The sequence below is a fragment of the Curtobacterium poinsettiae genome (assembly GCF_025677645.1).
In the GTDB taxonomy this organism is placed as follows: domain Bacteria; phylum Actinomycetota; class Actinomycetes; order Actinomycetales; family Microbacteriaceae; genus Curtobacterium; species Curtobacterium poinsettiae_A.
Map to the genome: position 1 here is coordinate 2,966,266 of NZ_CP106879.1, position 20,313 is coordinate 2,986,578.

General features: G+C 71.3%; 17 protein-coding genes and 1 pseudogene. 2 read left to right on the forward strand and 16 right to left on the reverse strand.

The window, feature by feature from the left end; all coding sequences use genetic code 11:
* Positions 1 to 173 precede the first annotated feature (173 nt).
* The 4 genes from OE229_RS14085 to OE229_RS14100 form a co-directional block, all read right to left on the reverse strand.
* A complete protein-coding gene (locus tag OE229_RS14085) occupies positions 174 to 1,223 on the reverse strand; it encodes a hypothetical protein (protein ID WP_209135093.1) in 1,050 nt (349 codons plus the stop codon).
* The gene (locus tag OE229_RS14090; RefSeq protein ID WP_209135091.1) at positions 1,220 to 2,473 is read right to left on the reverse strand and encodes a sensor histidine kinase; all 1,254 of its coding nucleotides are present in this window, start codon (positions 2,471 to 2,473) and stop codon (positions 1,220 to 1,222) included. The genes OE229_RS14085 and OE229_RS14090 overlap by 4 nt, the downstream gene beginning before the upstream one ends.
* Positions 2,474 to 2,478: 5 nt before the next feature.
* Positions 2,479 to 3,198 (reverse strand): response regulator transcription factor, encoded by a 720-nt coding sequence (locus tag OE229_RS14095; RefSeq protein WP_017888757.1) that lies wholly within the window; start codon positions 3,196 to 3,198, stop codon positions 2,479 to 2,481.
* 197 nt (positions 3,199 to 3,395) lie between these two features.
* The gene (locus OE229_RS14100) at positions 3,396 to 4,655 is read right to left on the reverse strand and encodes a class I SAM-dependent RNA methyltransferase (protein WP_262138551.1); all 1,260 of its coding nucleotides are present in this window, start codon (positions 4,653 to 4,655) and stop codon (positions 3,396 to 3,398) included.
* Positions 4,656 to 4,669: 14 nt separating this feature from the next.
* On the opposite strand from OE229_RS14100, the gene OE229_RS14105 reads away from it, so the two are divergent.
* Together OE229_RS14105 and OE229_RS14110 are read left to right on the forward strand one after the other, a co-directional pair.
* Positions 4,670 to 5,458: a Maf family protein gene (locus tag OE229_RS14105; protein ID WP_262138553.1), complete on the forward strand. Its 789-nt coding sequence runs from the start codon at positions 4,670 to 4,672 to the stop codon at positions 5,456 to 5,458.
* Positions 5,459 to 5,537: 79 nt separating this feature from the next.
* Complete coding sequence (locus OE229_RS14110) at positions 5,538 to 7,322, forward strand: acetyl/propionyl/methylcrotonyl-CoA carboxylase subunit alpha (protein WP_262138555.1); 1,785 nt, start codon at positions 5,538 to 5,540, stop codon at positions 7,320 to 7,322.
* 82 nt (positions 7,323 to 7,404) lie between these two features.
* Here the strand turns inward: OE229_RS14110 and OE229_RS14115 are convergent, their stop codons facing one another.
* The 12 genes and pseudogenes from OE229_RS14115 to OE229_RS14170 form a co-directional block, all read right to left on the reverse strand.
* On the reverse strand, positions 7,405 to 8,331 hold the full coding sequence (locus OE229_RS14115) for a hypothetical protein (RefSeq protein WP_262138558.1): 927 nt from the start codon (positions 8,329 to 8,331) through the stop codon (positions 7,405 to 7,407).
* Positions 8,332 to 8,504: 173 nt separating this feature from the next.
* Positions 8,505 to 10,181, reverse strand: a complete 1,677-nt coding sequence (locus OE229_RS14120) for a phospho-sugar mutase (protein WP_262138560.1) — start codon at positions 10,179 to 10,181, stop codon at positions 8,505 to 8,507.
* Positions 10,178 to 11,019 (reverse strand): annotated as a pseudogene (locus tag OE229_RS14125) (purine-nucleoside phosphorylase). The gene OE229_RS14120 and the pseudogene OE229_RS14125 overlap by 4 nt, the downstream one beginning before the upstream one ends.
* Positions 11,020 to 11,048: 29 nt before the next feature.
* Positions 11,049 to 11,327 carry a PTS sugar transporter subunit IIB gene (locus OE229_RS14130; protein WP_259579403.1) on the reverse strand — a complete coding sequence of 93 codons (279 nt, stop codon included), beginning with the start codon at positions 11,325 to 11,327 and terminating at the stop codon, positions 11,049 to 11,051.
* Entirely contained in the window at positions 11,324 to 11,770 is a 447-nt protein-coding gene (locus OE229_RS14135) for a PTS sugar transporter subunit IIA (protein WP_140448904.1), read from the reverse strand. Before OE229_RS14135 ends, OE229_RS14130 begins: the two co-directional genes overlap by 4 nt.
* A gap of 3 nt (positions 11,771 to 11,773) precedes the next feature.
* Positions 11,774 to 12,886, reverse strand: coding sequence for an adenosine deaminase (locus OE229_RS14140; protein WP_262138561.1), 1,113 nt, complete (start codon positions 12,884 to 12,886; stop codon positions 11,774 to 11,776).
* A 120-nt stretch (positions 12,887 to 13,006) separates the two neighbouring features.
* Positions 13,007 to 14,305: a thymidine phosphorylase gene (locus OE229_RS14145; protein WP_262138562.1), complete on the reverse strand. Its 1,299-nt coding sequence runs from the start codon at positions 14,303 to 14,305 to the stop codon at positions 13,007 to 13,009.
* Position 14,306: 1 nt separating this feature from the next.
* Positions 14,307 to 14,789 carry a cytidine deaminase gene (locus tag OE229_RS14150; protein ID WP_182065823.1) on the reverse strand — a complete coding sequence of 161 codons (483 nt, stop codon included), beginning with the start codon at positions 14,787 to 14,789 and terminating at the stop codon, positions 14,307 to 14,309.
* Positions 14,790 to 14,808: 19 nt separating this feature from the next.
* Positions 14,809 to 16,101, reverse strand: coding sequence for an ABC transporter permease (locus OE229_RS14155; RefSeq protein ID WP_182065822.1), 1,293 nt, complete (start codon positions 16,099 to 16,101; stop codon positions 14,809 to 14,811).
* Entirely contained in the window at positions 16,098 to 17,465 is a 1,368-nt protein-coding gene (locus OE229_RS14160; protein ID WP_262138563.1) for an ABC transporter permease, read from the reverse strand. The genes OE229_RS14155 and OE229_RS14160 overlap by 4 nt, the downstream gene beginning before the upstream one ends.
* Complete coding sequence (locus tag OE229_RS14165) at positions 17,462 to 18,982, reverse strand: ABC transporter ATP-binding protein (RefSeq protein ID WP_262138564.1); 1,521 nt, start codon at positions 18,980 to 18,982, stop codon at positions 17,462 to 17,464. The genes OE229_RS14160 and OE229_RS14165 overlap by 4 nt, the downstream gene beginning before the upstream one ends.
* Before the next feature lie 87 nt (positions 18,983 to 19,069).
* Positions 19,070 to 20,134, reverse strand: coding sequence for a BMP family lipoprotein (locus tag OE229_RS14170; protein ID WP_182065819.1), 1,065 nt, complete (start codon positions 20,132 to 20,134; stop codon positions 19,070 to 19,072).
* Positions 20,135 to 20,313: the final 179 nt, after the last annotated feature.

A 20,313-nucleotide genomic window follows, 5' to 3' on the forward strand; every position in this document is an offset into this window, starting at 1 on the left:
GCCACGGGCCTCCCGGCTGTCCCCCATCACGTCCACCGTCGCCCGCACGCCCGGCCGCGCCACCCGCCTCCGCAGCGCCCTCCACACCACGTTCGCGACGATCCACGCGTCGATCACGTGGTGCATCGTCGCGGCACGCGTGCCGGGCGGGGCGTGCGTCCGCGTGCCGCGCGCTACGCCGGCTCGTGCCTCGGGATCTCCAGCCAGAGCGCGACGGAGTCGTCCTCGTCCCCGTCGTCGTCGTCCATCCCCGCTCCGAGCGCCGCGGACTCGCTGGCCGCGCCGTCGAGCCGGAGTCCGACGACGGTCACCGCGGAGTCGGAGCCCTCGCTGACGGTCCGGACGATGACGTTGTCGGCATCGCGGGCCTGCCGGAGGGCCTCGGCGACGCGGGCGTGGATGCGGCGGATGTCCGGGGCGTCCAGGTCGTCGAGCCCGCCGTCGTCGTGCAGCTGGACGGTCGCTCCGCGGCGGCGCAGGCGCATCACCTCGTCGCGGACGTCGTCGGACAGCAGGGACCGGCCGCGGATCTCGTCGCGGATGGCCTGCTCGAGGTGCAGGCACTCGGCACGGTCGGCGTCGTCGAGGTCGCCGCAGGAGTCGATGATGCGCTGCAGCATCGGCAGGGCCATCCGGGTGGTCTGGCTCAGCCGGAACTGCCGCTCGAACACGTGGGCGTCCTGCGCGGCCTGCCAGTCGGCGGTCTCCTGCTCGGCGAGGACGAGCTCACGGGTGTTCCGGGTGGCGCGGCTCATCGCGGCGGCGAAGACCGTCGCGATCGCGACCCAGGCGACGCTGCCGACCACACCGAGCCCGCCGAGCGAGCCGAGACCGGCCCACGCGACGGTGTACACGGTCAGGAACAGCACGCCGGCCCATGCGAAGGGACCACGGCCGCGCACGACGAGCACCACCATGAGCGTGCCGATGGCCGCGATCCACCACGTGGCGGAGCCCGGACCACGACCATCGACGAGGACGGGGGCGGCGATCACCGGCATCACGATGGCGGTGGCGAGGGAGAAGCAGGCCGTCCAGACCGGTAGGACCCTGCCGGGGACGAACAGTGCGAGGCCGGTGGCCGCGGCGTACAGGACCATGCACGCGATGATCGGGGCGACCTGGTCGACGCGCGGGAGCGTGGCCGCGGCGAGGACCAGGTGGTAGAGGGAGAACAGCGACGCCAGGCCGATGGCGATGCTCGCCGGCAGGGAGACCTTCATACGGTCACCTTCGCGGCCGGTGACCACGTCAGCACGATGCGGGTGCCCTCGCCCGGTGCGGTGTGCACCTCGGCGCGACCGTCGACGGTCGCGACCCGCTCCACGATGGAGCGGCGGACACCGAGCCGTTCGGCGGGGATGGCCGCGACGTCGAACCCGCGCCCGTCGTCACCGACCTCGACGAGCACCCCCTGGCCCTGCTGCTCGATGCGCACCCAGCGCGAGACGTCGCCGTCGCCGGCGTGCTGCACGCTGTTCACCGCGGCCTGCAGTGCCGCCGAGGCGAGCGCGTCGGCGACCGATGCGGGCAGACGGACCGACCCGGTCGGTGTCGGGACCAGACGGACCGGGGCGGGCAACGCCCCCACCCCCTCGCGGATGCGCGCCCGGAGTTCCCCGAGGGCGACCGGCGCGACGTCACCGGGACCGTCGGTGGCCGCGGCCTCGAGGTGGTCGATCGCGTTCCGGGCCATCCGCGCGGCGAGGGTCTTGGCCTCGAGCGTGTCGGCGCGAGCGGCGGAGAGCAGCGTCGTGAGCACGCTGTCGTGCACGATGGCGTCCACCTGGACCCGCTCGACCTCGGTGGCGTGCTCCCGGATGGCGAGCGAGTACCGCCGCACGGCCGTGGACTGCGCCGTGTCGACCGACGTGGCCGCACGCCGCAGCACCACCGCGATGACGAGCACCGCGCCGCTGAGCAGTGCCGTGTAGACGCCGTCGAGCAGGACCGCGAGGACCCCGACGTCGCCGCCGAGCGGGCTGAGCCGGATCACCACGTAGACCGCGGGCACGAGCGCCGTGTAGACCGTCGCGCGCCACGTCGCGAAGCCCATCGCCGCCGCCGTGCAGCCGACCGTGCAGAACCACCACGGCCACGGCTGCTGCGACGACGGGATGGGCTCCTGCACGGTCGCCGTCCACGTCACGAGCACGACGAGGAACAGCAGCGCACAGACGATCTGCGCCAGCTGCGCGACCCGCTGCACGAAAGCGGAGACCCCGACGAACACGAACGACGCCGCGAGGGCGAGCATCAGCGTCGGACCCCAGAACGGGTCGAGGTACGGCAGCTGCTGCAGGACCGCGGGCGCGTCGACGATGCCGAGGCCGATCGCCGCCATCGCGAGGAGGATCGCGAACGCGCGCTCCACCGACGCCTGCGTGATCGAAGCGCGGACGCTGCGCGCCGGATCGGCGCCGAACGGCGCCGGTTCGACGACCGTCCGCGCCGACTCAGCCGCGGTCGCCATCCGTGTCAGCGACCGTCGCCGTCGGGGTCGATGCCCGAGTCGAGCCCGGGGAGGATCCCGTCCTCGACGGCTCGACGCAGCAGGTCGACCTTCGTCGGGGCCGGGCGGCCGACCTCGACGTACTTCACCCGGATCCGGTCGAGGTACTCACGCGCCGTCGAGTAGCCGATGCCGAGCTGCTGGGCGGCGAGCTTGAGCGGGAGGCCCGAGGCGTAGAGGTGCAGGATCTCGCGCTCCCGGCGGCCGAGCTGTGCCTTCGCGAAGTCGCGGTCGGCGTCGATGGCGCTCGCCCACTCGAGGTTGTTGAGCACGTCACCGCGTGCGACGGTGGCGACCGCGGCCATCACGGTCTTGGTGGCCGAGGACTTCGGGATGACGCCGGCAGCCCCTGCTGCGAGCGCCTCACGCACGTTGGCGACCCGGTCCGCGATGGAGTGCACGAGCACCGCCGATCCCGTCCCCTGCACGCCCTTGACGTTCTCGGTGACGGTCGAGCCGTCGCCGAGGGACAGGTCGAGGACGACGACGTCGACCTCTCGCCCGTCGAGGTTCTGGACGTACTCCGGGACGCTCGCGGCGGTGAGTACCACCTCGAACCCCTCGTTCTGGCACGCCGCCTGGATCCCGAGTCGGACGGACTCGTGGTCGTCGACGATCGCGACCCGGACCGGCCTGGTGGCCGCCCCTGACGTCTCGGTGCTGGTGGTTGTCGTTCCTGCTGCCACAGTGGCCTCTCGTTCCGATGCGCGACGCCGGCCCCTGAAACCGGAGTGCCATCAACGACCCAGGATACCCAGCCCGGACTCAGGTGCGGGGCTTCTGGGCTGCGCCACGCTGGCCGGTCCGCCGATTGGTGGACACCCCGGCACGCAAGGAACGGCAGCCGGACCCGCCCCGGTCGCGCCCGGGTCGCGCCCGGACCTCAGCGGGCGGGGACCAGGCGTGCGACGGCTTCCAGGTGGTGGGTGTGCGGGAACAGGTCGAAGGCCCGCAGTGCTTCGAGCCGGTAGCCGAGGTCGGCGAACGTCGCGACGTCGCGGGCCAGCGCCACCGGGTCGCACGCCACGTAGACGACCTGCTCCGGCTGGAGCGCGGCGATCTGCACGACCACGTCACGACCGGCACCGGCGCGGGGCGGGTCGAGCACGATCGTGCCGGCGCGGAAGCGGTCCTTCTCGGCGCGCGAGGCGTTCGCCACCGTGTTCGTCAGCCAGCGGTCCACGCGGCCGGTCTCGGCGCGGGCGCCGAGCCACTCGGACAGGTTCTCCTGCGCGTGCTCGGTGGCACGGGCGGCGCTCTCGACGCTCGTGATGCGCGCCTTCGGGCCGACCAGGTCGCCGAGGGCGGCGGCGAGCAGGCCGACACCGCCGTACAGGTCCAGGTGGGTGCCCTCGGGGTCGAGGCGGTCGCGGTCGACCAGGTCCTGCACGGCCTCGGTGAGCACGGTCGCCGCGGCGCGGTGCACCTGCCAGAACCCGTTGTCGTCGACCTGGAACGTGCGCTCGCCCACGACCTCGGTCACCACGGTCGGCTTCTGGTCGTCGATGACGAGCCGCGCGCCCTCGGAACCACTCGGTGCGAGGACGTCGATGACCGACGAGCCCGGCAGTGCCCCACGGCCGAGCGGGGCGCTCTGCTGCACGACGGCGGTCGCGAGCGGCAGGCCGGTCACCGGGATGACGGAGTGGGAGCGGGCCGCGAACGGACCGGCGGTGCCCTGCTCGTCGACGTGCAGCCGGACGCGGGTGCGCCAGCCGAGGCCGTTCGCGGCGTCGTCGCCGGGCGCGGCCTCGACGACGACGTCGTGGCCGAGCACCTCGGCGAGGTCCATCCGTGCGAACCGCGCGAACGAGTCGACGAGGACGTCGTGCTTGAGCGTGCGCTGGTGTGCGAGGGCGATGTGGCCGAACTCGGCACCACCCGGGCGCGTCTCGGGGTCACGCCCGAGCGCGGCCTCGGGCCAGACGTGGTCGACGCGGTGCTCGCTCGGCGTGACGACGCTGACCGTGTCGGCGCGCCAGAACGACTTCTTGCGGTCCTCGGTCACCCGGGCGACGACGCGCTCCCCGGGGATCGCGTCCGACACGAAGACCACCCGTCCTTCGTGCCGTGCCACCGAGATGCCGCCGTGGGCGATCCCGGTGACGTCGAGTTCGAGCAGCGTGCCGACGGATTCACCCATGGTGAGATGGTCCCATGCGTCTGTACCTCGCGAGTACATCCCCCGCCCGCCGAGCACTCCTCGCCCAGTCCGGGATCGAACCCGTGCTCGTGTCCCCCGGGGTCGACGAGGACGCCGTCGGTGCCGCCGCAGCGGCATCGCTCGGCCGTGCCCTGACCGGTCCGGAACTCGTCTCGCTCCTCGCCGTCGCCAAGGCGTCCGCAGTCGCCGACTCCGCCGTCGCCGGGTCGCCGGTCGACGGGGTGGTGTTCGGCGGGGACTCCGCGTTCGAGGTCGACGGACAGCTGTACGGCAAGCCGCACGACCCCGCGGTCGCCCGGGAGCGCTGGCGGCAGATGCTCGCCGCGGGCGGCGGGACGCTGTGGAGCGGACACTGCGTGATCGATCGACGGCGCGGCGACCGGCGCCGGGACCCGGCCACGGGACGGCCTGGAGGCGCGGCACCGGACCGCACCGTGCCTCCCGTCCGGTCCCTGGTCACGTCCACCGCCGGCGTCCCGCAGCTGGGTGACGTCGCGCCCGGTGGGTCGGCGCTGGCCGCCGGTGGCGACCGCGTGGTCGCGGTCGACAGCGCGGTGCTGACCTTCGCCGACGACGTGTCCATCGACGAGATCGACGCGTACGTCGCGACGGGCGAGCCGCTCGAGGTGGCCGGTGCCTTCACGATCGACGGTCGGGCCGCGGCGTACATCACGCGGATCGACGGGGCACCGTCCGCCGTGATCGGGATGTCGCTTCCGGTGCTGCGATCGATGCTCCTCCGGGGCTTCGGCATCGCCTGGCACGACCTCTGGGCACTGTAGACATCCGCACCTCTTCGGGGTGGTTCTTTGTGGGTGCCAGTCAAAACGCACTCCCGCCGCACGAATACGCTGATGTGTCATGCCCCGTATCAGCAAGGTCCTCATCGCGAACCGCGGCGAGATCGCCGTCCGCATCATCCGCGCGGCCCGCGACGCGGGCAAGGCATCGGTCGCGGTCTACGCCGACCAGGACCGCGACGCCCTGCACGCCCGCCTCGCCGACGAGGCCTACGCGCTGAACGGCACCACGAGCGCCGACACGTACCTCGTCATCGACAAGATCATCTCGGTCGCCCGCCGCTCCGGCGCGGACGCCGTGCACCCGGGCTACGGGTTCCTCGCCGAGAACGCCGACTTCGCCCGCGCCGTCATCGATGCCGGGCTCGTCTGGATTGGCCCGTCGCCGGAGTCGATCGAGCGTCTCGGTGACAAGGTGTCCGCGCGCCACGTCGCCGAGAAGGTGGGCGCCCCGCTCGCCCCCGGCACCATCGAGCCCGTCAAGGACGCCTCCGAGGTCATCGCGTTCGCCGACGAGGTCGGCCTGCCGGTCGCCATCAAGGCGGCGTTCGGCGGCGGCGGCCGTGGCCTGAAGGTCGCACGGACGCGCGACGAGGTCGCCTCGCAGTTCGAGTCCGCCACGCGAGAGGCGATCGCCGCCTTCGGTCGGGGCGAGTGCTTCGTCGAGAAGTACCTGGACAAGCCCCGCCACGTCGAGACCCAGTGCCTGGCGGACGAGCACGGCAACGTCGTCGTCGTCTCCACCCGCGACTGCTCGCTGCAGCGTCGCCACCAGAAGCTCGTCGAGGAAGCTCCGGCGCCCTACCTGACGCCCGAGCAGCAGACCGCGCTGTACGAGTCGTCGAAGGCGATCCTGCGCGAGGTCGGCTACGTGGGCGCCGGTACCTGCGAGTTCCTCATCGGCGCCGACGGCACCGTGTCCTTCCTCGAGGTCAACACCCGCCTGCAGGTCGAACACTGCGTGTCCGAAGAGGTCACCGGCATCGACCTGGTGCGCGAGCAGTTCCGCATCGCCGAGGGTGGCGTGCTCGACTACTCGGATCCCACGCCGCGGGGACACTCCTTCGAGTTCCGCATCAACGGCGAGGACCCGGGTCGCAACTTCTTCCCCGCGCCCGGCCCCGTGCACGCCTTCAACGCGCCGTCCGGCCCCGGCGTGCGCGTCGACTCGGGCGTCGTCTCCGGCGACGTCGTGTCCGGCTCGTTCGACTCCATGCTCGCGAAGCTGATCGTCACCGGCGCCACCCGCGCCGAGGCGCTGGAGCGTTCGCGTCGCGCACTCGCCGAGTTCGAGGTCACCGGCCTGCCGACGGTGCTCCCCTTCCACCGCGCGGTCGTGTCCGACCCCGCCTTCGCGACCGACGACTCCGCGCCGTTCTCCGTGTACACGCAGTGGATCGAGACCGACTTCGTGAACGACATCCCGGCCTGGAGCGGCTCCCCCGAGGAGCTCCCGACGCCGGCCGCGCGCGACAGCGTCGTGGTCGAGGTGCAGGGCAAGCGCATCGAGGTCACCATGCCGTCGATCGTCGGTGGCGGTGCCGCCGGCGGTGCCGCCGGTCGTCGTCCGGCCGGCCCCTCCGCTCCCCCGAAGCGCCGTTCCTCGGCCGTCCGCGGGGGCCTGGCGAAGTCCGGGTCGTCTGTGGCGTCGCCGATGCAGGCCACCGTGGTGAAGCTCGCGGTCGCCGAGGGTGACACCGTGGTGAAGGGCGACCTGCTCGTCGTGCTCGAGGCCATGAAGATGGAACAGCCCGTGCAGGCCCACAAGGACGGCGTCGTCACCGGGCTGAACGCCCCGGTCGGCCAGACGGTCTCGTCCGGTCACGTGCTGCTCGAGCTCGCGTAGCGCGGGCTCCCGCAAAACACCGGTGTTCGCCGGTTGAACACGCGCAGACCGCGGTTCGACTCGTGAACACCGGTGTTTTGCCTCATCGAACACGACGCACTCCGGCTGCCTCGAGTGCCACGGGGCCGTTGCCGCCCGGCTCGACGTCCGGCCACGTCACGCGGACGACCCTCCGGACGTCGCGGTGCGCACGGAGCCGGTCCTCTCGGAGCTTCTCGTCGATGACGACACGCTCAGGGGTCCGACCAGCGCGCATCGTCCGGTCGCGGTACTTGACCAGCCCGTCGAACTCCACGACCACGCCGGCGTCCTCGAACCAGAAGTCCACCCGGCCGATCAGGCCGGCCGCATCGCGGAACTCCTGCTGCAGCATCGGCGCCGGGAACCCCGCTGCTGCCCAACACAGCCGCGCCACTGACTCACCCGGCGAGTCAGCAGCCGCGTCCGCGAACTCGATCGCCCGTCGCGCGCGGGTGGACGCCCGCGGACGAGGCTCCCGACTGCGCAGTTCGGCGAGCAGCGCTTCGCGCGACACTCCTCGGGCCAGCACCGCGTCCAACACGACCACCGCAGTGCGGAACGACGCTCGGAGCGCGACGTCGACCCCGGTGACCAGGAGGGTCGTGACGGGCAGGCCGCCGACGCTCGCACAAGCGATGGGACGACCCGCCCCTCCGACCTTCTGCAGATGGGCGCGACGTTGACCGGTGGCTCGACGCGGATCGGTGGCGACGACGTGCTCGGGGAACTCTCCGAGCCACGGGAGTCCGAGCATGGCCGCAGCCGACTCGTGGGAGATCACGAGGGCGGGGTGGATGTTCGGCGCGACCGCTTCGACCCGTGCACGATGGCGTTCCGCTGCACTCGCTGCTCCGAACGCGTCTCGGTCGACGTACCGGCCGGCCGTGAGGCGGATGAGCGTCCCTCGGCGTGCGGCATCCGCGAGCCGTCTGTGCGCCCTCGGATCGGGATCGCCCGGAGCCGCGCCGAACACCGTGATGTGAGCCATGGCCCCACCGTCACGGCTCCCGCAGGACCCACACGACGACGACCCGCTCCTTGTGAGGAGTCCCTCGCTCCCCCACCCCCTGTGGAGGAACAGCAAAACACCGGTGTTCGCGCTCTGCACCGCGTTGTGCGGGTGTTCAGAGCGTGAACACCGGTGTTTTGCGGACCGACGCCCTACGACACCAAGGGGCGGACCGAACTCGCCAGGGCGTCGACGAGCCGCTGCGCCTCGGCGGGGGTGCCCGCGACGGTGTCGATGTAGACCTTCACCTTGGGCTCGGTCCCGCTCGGGCGGACGATCACCCGGGCGTCGCCGGACAGGTCGTAGCGCAGGATGTCCGAGGGCGGGAAGCCCGCCACCCCGTCGGCGTAGTCCGTCACCGTGTGCACGTCGAGGCCGCCGAGCGTCGTCGGCGGCGTGGACCGGAGCGACGCCATGATCTCGCCGATGCGCGACAGGTCGTCGACGCGCGTCGCCACCTGTCCCGACGCGAACGCCCCGAACTCGGCGGCGAACGCCTCGAGGTGGTCGGCGATGGTCGAGCCCGAGGCGGCGAGCTCGTCGGCGAGGGACAGCAGTTCCAGTGCCGCCGAGATGCCGTCCTTGTCGCGCACGACCGACGGGTCGACCAGGTAACCCAGGGCCTCTTCGTAGCCGAACAGCAGCTCGGGCACGCGCGAGACCCACTTGAAGCCGGTCAGGGTGTCGCGGTACTCCAGCCCGTGTCGCGCAGCCACCCGGGCCAACGCCGGCGACGAGACGATCGACGCGGCGAGCGTGCCGGTCGCACCGGACTCCGATGCCCGTGCGGCAGCCCGCCACCCGAGCAGCCAGCCGACCTCGTTGCCCGACAGCCGACGGTAGGACGGCGCACCGGCGTCCGAGGCCGTGGGGATCGCGAGCGCGAGCCGGTCGGCGTCGGGGTCGTTCGCGATCACCAGGTCCGCGCCGACGGCGAGACCGCGGGCGATCGCCAGGTCCATCGCACCCGGCTCCTCGGGGTTCGGGAACGACACCGTCGGGAACGCACCATCGGGATCGATCTGCTCCGGCACGACCGCCGGCTCGGCGAACCCGGCCGCCGCGAACACCGCGCGAGCGGTCTCCCACCCGACGCCGTGCATGGCCGTGTAGACGACCGTCGGCTGCTCGTCGACTCCGAGTGCGGGAGCGGGCACGATCGCTGCCGTGGCGGCCACGTAGGCGTCGACCAGGGCCAACGACGCAACGGTGTAGTCCGTGTCGCGCAGCAGGTCCGTCACGGATCCCGCGGCGACCGCGTCGATGGCGTCCGCGATCTCGCCGTCGACGGGCGGCACGATCTGCGAGCCGTCGTCGTCCTGACCGAGGTAGACCTTGTACCCGTTGTCCCGCGGCGGGTTGTGGCTCGCCGTGACCATGACGCCCGCGCCGACGTCGAGGTGCCGGACGGCGAACGCGAGCACCGGCGTCGGCAGGGCCGACGGCAGCAGGGTGACCTCGAGCCCGAGGCCGCGCATGACCTCGGCCGAGTCGCGTGCGAAGACGTCCGAGTTCACCCGGCCGTCGTACCCGATCACGACGCTGCGCGAGCGACCGGTGTCGATGAGGAACCGGGCGAGCCCCGCAGCGGCCTGGGTCACGACGACCCGGTTCATCCGCAGCGGGCCCCAGCCGAGCTCCGCGCGGAGTCCGGCGGTGCCGAACTGCAGCCGGCCGTCGAACCGCTCGGCGAGCGCCCGGACAGCGGGCCCGTCGCCGTCGGCCGCCGCATCGATCGCCGCGGCCAGCTCGTCGCGGGTCTCGGGGTCCGGGTCCTGCGCCAGCCACGCCCGCGCGGTGCCCAGCACCTGGTCGAGGTCGAGCTTCACGACGCCGGCTGCCCGAGTGCGGCGACCACGCGTGCGAGCAGGTCCGCGATCACCGGCTCGGCCTGCTTGCCGGCCTCGAGGACCTCGGTGTGCGACAACGGGGTTTTCTGGATGCCCGCGGCGAGGTTCGTGATGAGCGAGAACCCGAGGACCTCCATGCCGGCCTGACGGGCCGCGATGGCCTCGAGCGCCGTGGACATGCCGACGATGTGCCCGCCGATGGTCTTCGCCATCTGGACCTCGGCCGGGGTCTCGTAGTGCGGGCCACGGAACTGCGTGTACACGCCCTCGTCGAGGGACGCGTCGACGGACCTCGCGACCGAGCGCAGCCGCGCCGAGTACAGGTCGGTGAGGTCGATGAACGTCGCACCCTCGAGCGGGCTGTCCGCGGTCAGGTTGATGTGGTCGCTGATGAGCACCGGCGTGCCCGGGGTCCAGTGCTCCTTGATGCCGCCGGCACCGTTCGTCAGCACCATGATCGAGGCACCGGTCGCCGCGGCCGTGCGGACGCTGTGCACGACCCGACGGACCCCGTGGCCCTCGTAGTAGTGGGTGCGGGCACCGATGACGAGCGCGTGGCGGCCGTCGGCGAGGCGGATCGACCGGATCGTGCCGGAGTGTCCAGGGACGGCCGAGGCGCTGAACCCGGGGACCTGCTCGGCCGGGATCTCGGACACGGTCTCACCGATGATGTCGGCGGCCTTGCCCAGCCCGACCCGAGGGTCAAGGCGATGTCGTGCCGCTCGATGCCGGACTGTTCGGCGATGGCGGCTGCGGCGTCCCGCGCGACCTCGAACGGGTCGGCAGCGGGGTCGTTCAGCGGGTTCTCGGTGCTCATGCCCCAACTCTAAAGGGCGGACTGAGCGCTCAGTGCTCGCCGAGCGCCCGGTCCACCGCCGCCGTGATCTCGCCCTGGTCGAAGTGGTTCGCGATGACGATGACCTCGGCGTAGGTGTCCCCGATCGCCTCCACGAACTCCTGACTCGTCAGGATCACGTTCGCGTCGTCGGAGACGTCCCGCACGGACGCGACGTCGGCCGCGACGACCGTCGCCGACAGTCCGAGGGCGTCGAGCGCCTTCTCGGCGTTCACCTTGAGGATGCCGCTCGACCCGATGCCGGCTCCGCAGATGGTCACGATCTTCACGCGGAGACCCCCATGATCGCGCGGACCTCGTCCGCGGTGGTCGCCGCCGCGATCCGCCCGGTCACGGTGGCGTCGTTGAACAGGTTCGCGATCTCGCCGATCGACTCCAGGTGGGTGCCGACCTCGGCCACCGCGAGCCCGAGCACCACACGGACGGGGTCGTTGTGCGGGTGTCCGAACGCCACCGGCGACGCGAGCGTCACGACCGCGAGTCCGTCCCGCACGACGGCACCACCCGGCCGGGCGTGCGCGAACGCGAGCCCCGGCGAGATGACGATGTACGGCCCGTGCTCCTCGACCATGCCGATCATGGCGTCGGTGTACTCGTCGGTGGTGGCGCCCGAGGCGACGAGCGCACCGCCGACCAGGCGCATCGCGTCACGCCACGCGGGCGCGTCCGCACCGAGGAGGACGGCGGTGTCCGGCAGCGGTGGCAGTCCCATGCGTCAGGCCTCCTGGTACCCGGCCGTGATGGTGGCGATGATCTCCTCGCGGTCCTCGAGCGGCAGGAACGACCCGAGCGCGGCGTTGATCTGGAACGCCGCCAGGTCGTCGAGGTCGTACCCGAACGTGCCGGCGAGCAGCGCGAGCTCCTTCGACAGCGAGGTCCCGCTCATCAGGCGGTTGTCGGTGTTCACCGTGACGCGGAAGCCGAGCTGGTAGAGCACGTCGAACGGGTGGTCGGCGAGGTAGTCGCCCCACGCGGCGATCGCCCCGGTCTGCAGGTTGGACGACGGCGAGACCTCGAGCGGGATCTCGCGGTCACGGACCCACGAGGCGACCTCGCCCAGGGAGGCCAGCGTCGAGCCGTCCCCGGCGTCGGACAGGGCGACGTCCTCGAAGATGCGGACGCCGTGCCCGAGACGGAGCGCCCGGCCGTCGACGAGGGCCGACCGGATGGAGGCGAGCCCGTCCGCCTCGCCCGCGTGCACGGTGACGGGGAACAGCTCGGACGCCAGGTGGTCGAAGGCGGCGCGGTGGTTCGAGGCGGGGAACCCTGCTTCGGCACCGGCGATGTCGAAACCGACGACCCCGGCGTCACGGTGGCGGACGGCGAGCTCGGCGATCTCGAGCGACCGGTCGGCGTGCCGCATCGCGGTGACGAGCTGGCCGATGCGGATGCGCCCACCGGCGGCGTCGACGGCTTCCTCGATGCCGGCCTGCACGGCCTCGACCGTCTGGTCGAGCGTCAGTCCGCCCTGCAGGTGCTGTTCCGGCGCCCAGCGGACCTCGCCGTAGACGACACCGTCGGCCACGAGGTCCTCGACGAACTCGCGGGCGATCCGGGTGAGCTGCGGTGCGGTCTGCATCACCGACGTGGTGACGTCGAACGTCTTCAGGTACTCGACCAGGGAGCCGGAGTTCGACTGGTCGGCGAACCACTGCCCGAGTTCGGCCGGATCGGTGGTGGGGAGCGTCACACCCGCCGAGGCCGCGAGCTCGATGATGGTCGCGGGACGCAGACCGCCGTCGAGGTGGTCGTGCAGCGAGACCTTCGGCAGGTCGTTGATGACCGCCCCGGCGTCGGGCAGGCGGTAGGTCGGGGCGTCGGCGCTCATGCTCCCAGGCTATCGGTGGTCGCCGCCGCCGCGCAGGCACCTGTGCACAACCCACAACGGAAGACACTGGAGGCTCCCCACAGGTGTGCAGGGAGCCTCCGGTCGGTCGGGTGACCGGGTTCAGGACCCGATGCGCTCGCGCACGATCGGCCCACGTGCCGCGGCAGCAGAGCCGGCCGCGCCGATGGTCCACGCGCCCTCGAGCGACTCCAGCGCGCGCGGGATCCGCGACGCGTCGTCGGAGTGCAGCGTCCAGAGCGGCTGTCCCTCGGTCACGGTGTCCCCCGGCTTGACGTGGAGCTCGATGCCCGCACCGGCCTGCACCGGGTCCTGCGCGCGGGCACGACCGGCCCCGAGCCGCCAGGCCGAGACACCGAACGGCAGCGCGTCCTGCTGCGTGAGCACCCCCGACGTCCCAGCGGTGACGACGTGCTGTTCGCGGGCCACGGGCAACGCCGCGGACGGGTCGCCGCCCTGCGCCTCGATCATCCGACGCCAGGTGTCCATCGCGCGGCCGTCCGCGAGCGCGGCTGCAGGGTCGGCGTCGGGCAGTCCGGCCAGCGTGAGCATCTCGGTCGCGAGCGCCACGGTCAGCTCGACGACGTCGGCCGGGCCGCCGCCGGCGAGCACCTCGACCGACTCCCGCACCTCGAGCGCGTTGCCGATCGTCAGCCCGAGCGGGACCTCCATGTCGGTCAGCAGCGCCGAGGTCGCGACCCCGGCGTCGTTGCCGAGGTCGACCATGGTCTGCGCGAGCTCCCGGGACGCCTCGTAGGTCGGCATGAACGCCCCGGACCCGAACTTGACGTCGAGCACGAGCGCACCGGTGCCCTCGGCGATCTTCTTCGACATGATGCTCGAGGCGATCAGCGGGATGCACTCGACCGTGCCGGTGATGTCGCGGAGCGCGTAGAGCTTCTTGTCGGCGGGTGCGAGACCCGAGCCGGCGGCGCAGATGACCGCGCCGACGTCGGACAGGATCTCCATCATCCGGTCGTTGGACAGCGCCGCCTGCCACCCGGGGATGGACTCGAGCTTGTCGAGCGTCCCGCCGGTGTGGCCGAGACCGCGGCCGGACAGCTGCGGCACGGCGACGCCGAACGACGCCACCAGCGGCGCGAGCGGCAGCGTGATCTTGTCGCCGACGCCGCCCGTGGAGTGCTTGTCGACCGTCGTCTTGCCGAGCGACCCGAACGACATCCGCTCCCCCGACGCGATCATCGCGAGCGTGAGGTCCTTGATCTCGCGCCGCTCCATCCCGTTCAGGAAGATCGCCATCGCCATCGCGGCCATCTGCGGGTCCTCGACGTAGCCGCGGGTGTACGCGTCGACGAGCCAGTCGACCTCGGCGGTGCTCAGGGCCCCGCCGGAGCGCTTCGTGCGGATGAGGTCGACGGTGTCGAACGGCTCGACGGCCATGTCAGTGCTCCTGCTGGTACGTGGCGAGGGTGCGCGGCCCGAAGGCGTCCGGCAGGACCTCGTCGATGGTGCGGATGCCGGAGAGCGTCTCGAGGAGCATGCCCTCGGTCGAGTGCTCGAACAGCAGCTGGCGGCAGCGCCCGCACGGCATCAGGGTCGCCCCGTCACCGTCGACGCACGTGAACGCGACGAGCTTGCCGCCGCCGGTCATGTGCAGCTGCGACACGAGGGAGCACTCTGCGCAGAGCGTCACCCCGTAGCTCGCGTTCTCGATGTTGCAGCCGGAGACGATCCGGCCGTCGTCGGTGAGCGCCGCGGCGCCCACCGGGAACGACGAGTACGGCGCGTAGGCGCGCCGCATCGCGGCCGTGGCGGCGTCCCGCAGGGCGCCCCAGTCCACGTCGTCGACCGGGAGGCCCGTGGCGGCGTCCGTCGGGGCGGTGGCGGTGACCCCCTGGTCACCTGCAGCGTGCGTGTCGGTCATGTGTCGTGCCTCCAGGCCGTCAGCTCTTGATGTACGGCTTGCCGGACGCGGCTGGGCCGCGCGACTGGCCGACCAGGCCGGCCACCGCGAAGATCGTCACCACGTACGGCAGCATCAGCAGGAACTCGCTCGGTACGGGCGAGCCGACCGCGCTGAGCGTGTTCTGCAGATTCGACGCGAAGCCGAACAGCAGCGCCGCGAGCGTGGCCTTGATCGGGTCCCAGCGGCCGAAGATGACGGCGGCCAGGGCGATGTAGCCCGCGCCCGCCGTCATGTCCTTCGTGAACCCGCCCGTGGCGTCGAGCGTGAAGTACGCGCCGCCGAGGCCCGCGATCGCCCCGGCGAGCGAGACGTTCCAGAACCGGGTGCTCGTGACGTTGATGCCCACCGTGTCGGCGGCCTGCGGGTGCTCGCCGACGGCGCGGAGCCGCAGACCCCAGCGGGTCTTGAACAGGCCGAAGGTGACGACCGCGACGGCGATGTAGGCCAGGTAGACGACGACCGACTGCTCGAAGAAGATCGGTCCGATGATCGGGATCTGGTGGAGCACCGGCACCTCGAACTTCGGGAACCGGATGCCGATGTTGAGCGTCTGCTGGTTCGGCGACAGCACCTGCGAGTACAGGAAGCCGGTCAGGCCCGAGATGAAGGCGTTGATGACGACACCGACGATGACCTGGTCGACCAAGTACTTGATGCTGAACGCCGCGAGGACGAACGACACGAGCACACCCGCGACGAGCGCTCCGACGAGACCGACCCACGGCGACCCGGTGAGCGAGGCGATGAGCGCCGAGGTGAACGCACCGGCGAGGAACTGCCCCTCGATCGCGATGTTGACCACGCCGACACGCTCGGAGATCACGCCGCCGAGTGCACCGAAGACGAGCGGGACCGCGAGGCCGAGCGCACCGAAGAGCATGCCGGGGATGGTGATCGAGTCGCCGGCGACCGCCCACGCCAGGAAGCCGACCACGAAGACGATCGCGAACACCGAGGTCACCCAGAGCGGCACACGACGCGAGGCACGGGTCTCGACGATCGCGTACACCGTAGCGAGCGCGAGCAGCACGGTCACGACGATCCCGGTGGCCGTCGCCGGCAGCGGGACGTTCGGCAGCGCGAAGAAGTCGCCCTTCGAGGCCAGGCGGAGCGTCGCCGTTCCGGGACGGTGTCCGAAGCCGAACAGCACGAGCGCGAGCAGCGTGAACACGCCGTACCCGATCGGGAGCTTCCAGCTGCGGGTCGTCTCGACCGGGCGGTCGTCCAGGGGCATGCGCGGCGCGGCCGCGGTGGGGCTGAGGGTGCTCATGCGGCGACCGCCTTCTTGCTGTTCTTGCTCGTCTTCGTGCGCTTGCGGGCACCCGGCTGCGGGATCCGGAAGATCGCGCGGACGAGCGGCGGCGCCGCGATGAAGAGGACGATGAGTGCCTGGATGACGCCGACGATGTCGATCGGGATGCCGTTGGCGGCCTGCATCGCGTAGCCGCCGTTCTTCAGGACGCCGAACAGGATCGCCGCCCAGAACACGCCCCACGGCTTCGAGCGGCCGAGCAGGGCCACGGTGATGGCGTCGAAGCCGATGCCGGCGTCGATGCCCGAGGTGAAGCCCGTGGTGACCGCGCCCTGCACCTGGTAGGCGCCGGCGATGCCGACCAGGGCACCGGAGATGACCATGACCCAGATGGTCAGCGACGGGACGCTCATGCCGGCCACACGGGCGGCGCGGGGGTTCTCACCGATGGTGCGGAACCGGAAGCCGAGCGACGACTTGTTGACGAGCCACCAGACGACGACGACCGCGATGATCGCGACGATGAACCCGAGGTCCACGCCGTACCGCACGCCGAAGAGCTGCGGCAGGAGCGCGCTGTCCTTCGTGGCGGGTGAGATCGGGTTGCTGCTGCCCGGGGCCTGCAGCAGGCCCGGGGTGCGGAGCAGGTAGCTGACCAGGTAGAGCGCGACGTAGTTGAGCATGATCGTGACGACCACCTCGTTCGCGCCCGTCCGGGCCTTGAGCACCCCGACGATGCCACCCCAGACCGCGCCGCCGACGATGCCGGCGATGATCGTGAGCGGGATGTGGATCGCGGCGGGGCCGTCGAACGAGAACCCGACCCACCCGGCGGCCGCGGCCCCCATCAGGATCTGACCCTGGCCGCCGATGTTGAACAGCCCGGCGCGGAACGACAGCGCGATCCCGAGCCCGGCGGCGATGAGCGGCACCGAGTAGTCGACGGAGCGCGTGAGCGGCCCGATCGCCTGCTGGAAGGAGTCCGCACCGAAGTTGAACACCGAGCCCTGGAACAGCGAGGCGTAGGCGCCGCCGACCGCGGTGCCGATCGCCTGGAGCATGTCCGTCGGGCGGGCGAAGAAGTAGCCGGCGGTGGCACGGACGTTCTCGTCGGTCACCGCGATGAGGATGCCGCACGCGACCAGCGCGAGGACGACGGCGAGCACCGTGACGAGCACGGAGCCGTTCAGGATCCCCTGCAGGGCGGCCTGCCAGCGGTCACCACCGGCGCCGTTGCGGCGCTCGGTGTCCGCTGCCGAGTCCGTCATCAGGTGCGGGGTCGACTCGACCTCCTGCAGACGGTCGTCGGTGAGCGGGGCGTCCGCGGTGCCGTGCGCAGCCGGGGTCGGCTGCTGCGTGTTGTCTGGTTCCTGCGCGGTCACGCGGCCAGCTCCGTTCCTTCGGGGATCTCCCCGGCCATCATGAGGCCGAGGACGTCACGGGGGGTGGTCGCGGGGACGATACCGACGATGCCGCCGCGGTACATCACGGCGATCCGGTCGGCCAGGGCCACGACCTCGTCGAGCTCGGTGGAGACGACGATGACCGGCACACCGGTGTCGCGGGTGGCGACGATGCGCTTGTGGACGAACTCGATCGAGCCGACGTCGATGCCGCGGGTGGGCTGCGCGGCGACGAACAGCCGCAGCTCGCGGCTCAGTTCGCGCGCCAGGACGATCTTCTGCTGGTTGCCACCGGACAGCCGACCGGCCGCGGTGGTGCGACCCGGCGTCCGGATGTCGAACTCGGCGATCTTCTCGTCGGCGAAGGCGTCGCGCTCGGCCGATCGGATCGTGCCGGCGCGGACGAACTCGGCGTGGTCGGCCCGGTCGAGCATCAGGTTCTCGGCGATCGTGAACTCGCCGACCAGGCCGTCCTCCTTGCGGTCCTCGGGGACGAAGCCGACGCCCGCGTCGAGCACCTGCTTGACGCTCCGGCCGGTGAGTTCCTTGCCGTCGAGGGTGATGCGGCCGGCGTGGGCGGGCTCGAGGCCGATGATCGCCTCGGTGAGCTCGGTCTGCCCGTTGCCCTGCACCCCGGCGATCGCCAGGACCTCGCCGCGGCGCACCGTGAAGGAGACGTCGTCGACGAGCACGATGCCGGACGGGTCGGTCACGGTCAGGTTCTCGACGACCAGGGCGTCGGCGCCACCGGTCGCGGGAGTCTTGTCGACCACGAGCGAGACGGCACGGCCGACCATCAGCGCGGCCAGCTCGTTGTTCGTGGCGGTCGGCGATGCCTCGCCGACGACCTTGCCGAGGCGGATGACCGTGATGCGGTCGGCGACCTCGCGCACCTCGCGGAGCTTGTGGGTGATGAAGACGATCGCGGTGCCGGCTTCGCGGAGCTGGCGCATGATGCCCATCAGCTCGTCGGTCTCCTGCGGGGTGAGGACGGCCGTCGGCTCGTCGAACACCAGCACGGAGGCGTCGCGGGACAGCGCCTTGATGATCTCGACGCGCTGCTGCACGCCGACGGGCAGGTCCTCGACCTTGGCGTCGGGGTCGACGTCGAACCCGAAGCGGTCGGAGATCTCCTGCACGCGCTTGCGGGCACCGGCCAGGTCGAGCCGCCCGCCGAAGGTGGTCTGCTCCTGCCCCAGCATCACGTTCTCGGCGACGGTGAACACCGGCACGAGCATGAAGTGCTGGTGCACCATGCCGATCCCGGCGCGCATGGCGTCACCGGGGCCGTCGAAGTCCTGCACCACGTCGTCGAGCAGGATCTCGCCCTCGTCGGCGTCGTACAGGCCGTACAGGACGTTCATCAGGGTGGACTTGCCGGCGCCGTTCTCACCCAGGAGGCAGTGGACCTCACCCGGCTCGACGGTGAGCGAGATGTGGTCGTTGGCGACCAGGGCGCCGAACCGCTTGGTGATGCCGCGGAGTTCGAGCTTCATGTTCGGGAGTCTATTTCTGTCTCGCGTGCGCCACGCGGGCGCACAAGAACGCGGGCGAGGGAAGATCCCCCGCCCGCGTCCATGGGATTAGGACTGGGTCTTGACCTTGATCGAGCCGTCGATGATGCCGGCCTTCACGTCGTCGAGCTCGCCCTGCAGGCCCTTGTCGACCTTGGACTCGAAGTCGTGGAACGGGGCGATGCCGACGCCCTCGTTCTCGAGGGTGCCCACGTACGGGTCCTTCGAGAACTTGTCGTCAGCCGCCTGCTCGACGACGTCCTTCACGGCCGGGCGCATGCCCTTCTCGACCGAGGTGAAGGCGATGTCCTTGTAGCGGGGGTCGGCCTCGTAGAGGTCGCTGTCCGCACCGATCAGGACGGAACCGTTGTCGGCGTCCTTGATGGCCTCGGCAGCGGACTGGTAGATCGGGCCACCGACGGGGAGGATCACGTCGGCGTCCTGGTCGAGGAGCGTCTGCGCGACCGACTTGGCCTGCGTGCCGGCCTCGAAGCCACCGGTGAAGGAGCCCTTGCCGGTGTCGACGTTCCAGCCGACGACCTTGACGTCCTTGTCCTTCTGCTCGTTGTAGTACTTCACGCCGTCCGCGAAGCCGTCCATGAAGATGGTGACCGTCGGGATCTGCATGCCGCCGAAGGTGCCGACGACGCCGGTCTTCGAGTAGGACGCCGCGGCGTAGCCGGCGAGGAACGCCGCCTGCGAGGTGTCGAACGTGATCGGCTTGACGTTCTTCGCGTCGATCGAGTTGTCGTCGATGATCGCGAAGTCGGTGTCGGGGTTCGCAGCGGCCTGCTTCTTCGTGGCGTCGGCCAGGTTGAAGCCGACGGTCACCACGAGGTTGCAGTTCTGGCCGATGAGCTGCTCGATGTTCGAGTCGTAGACGGTGGCGTCCTTCGACTCGGCCTCCTTGTAGGTGGCACCGAGTTCCTCGGCGGCGTCCTTCATGCCCTCGTAGCCGAGCTGGTTGAACGACTTGTCGTCGAACCCACCGGCGTCGGAGACCATGCAGGGGCGGAAGTCGGTCTTCTTCGCCGAGTCGGTGGTGGACGGCGCCGAGGCGCAGCCGGCCAGGACGGCGACGGTGCCGGCGAGCGCGAGGCCGCTGAGGACGACCTGTCGGGTACGAGATGTCACGGGTTGGTTCCTCCGGGGAGCGTGCCCGGACCACGTGCGTTCCGGGCGATCGTGGCGACAGTACACGACCGTCGGGTCGGTACAGGACCCGTTGCGGGGGTCCTGCGGATCGGTTACGGGATCGCGACCCCGCCGAAACGCGCCCGTAACGCGGGGTCGCGCACAGACCCCCAGTTCGA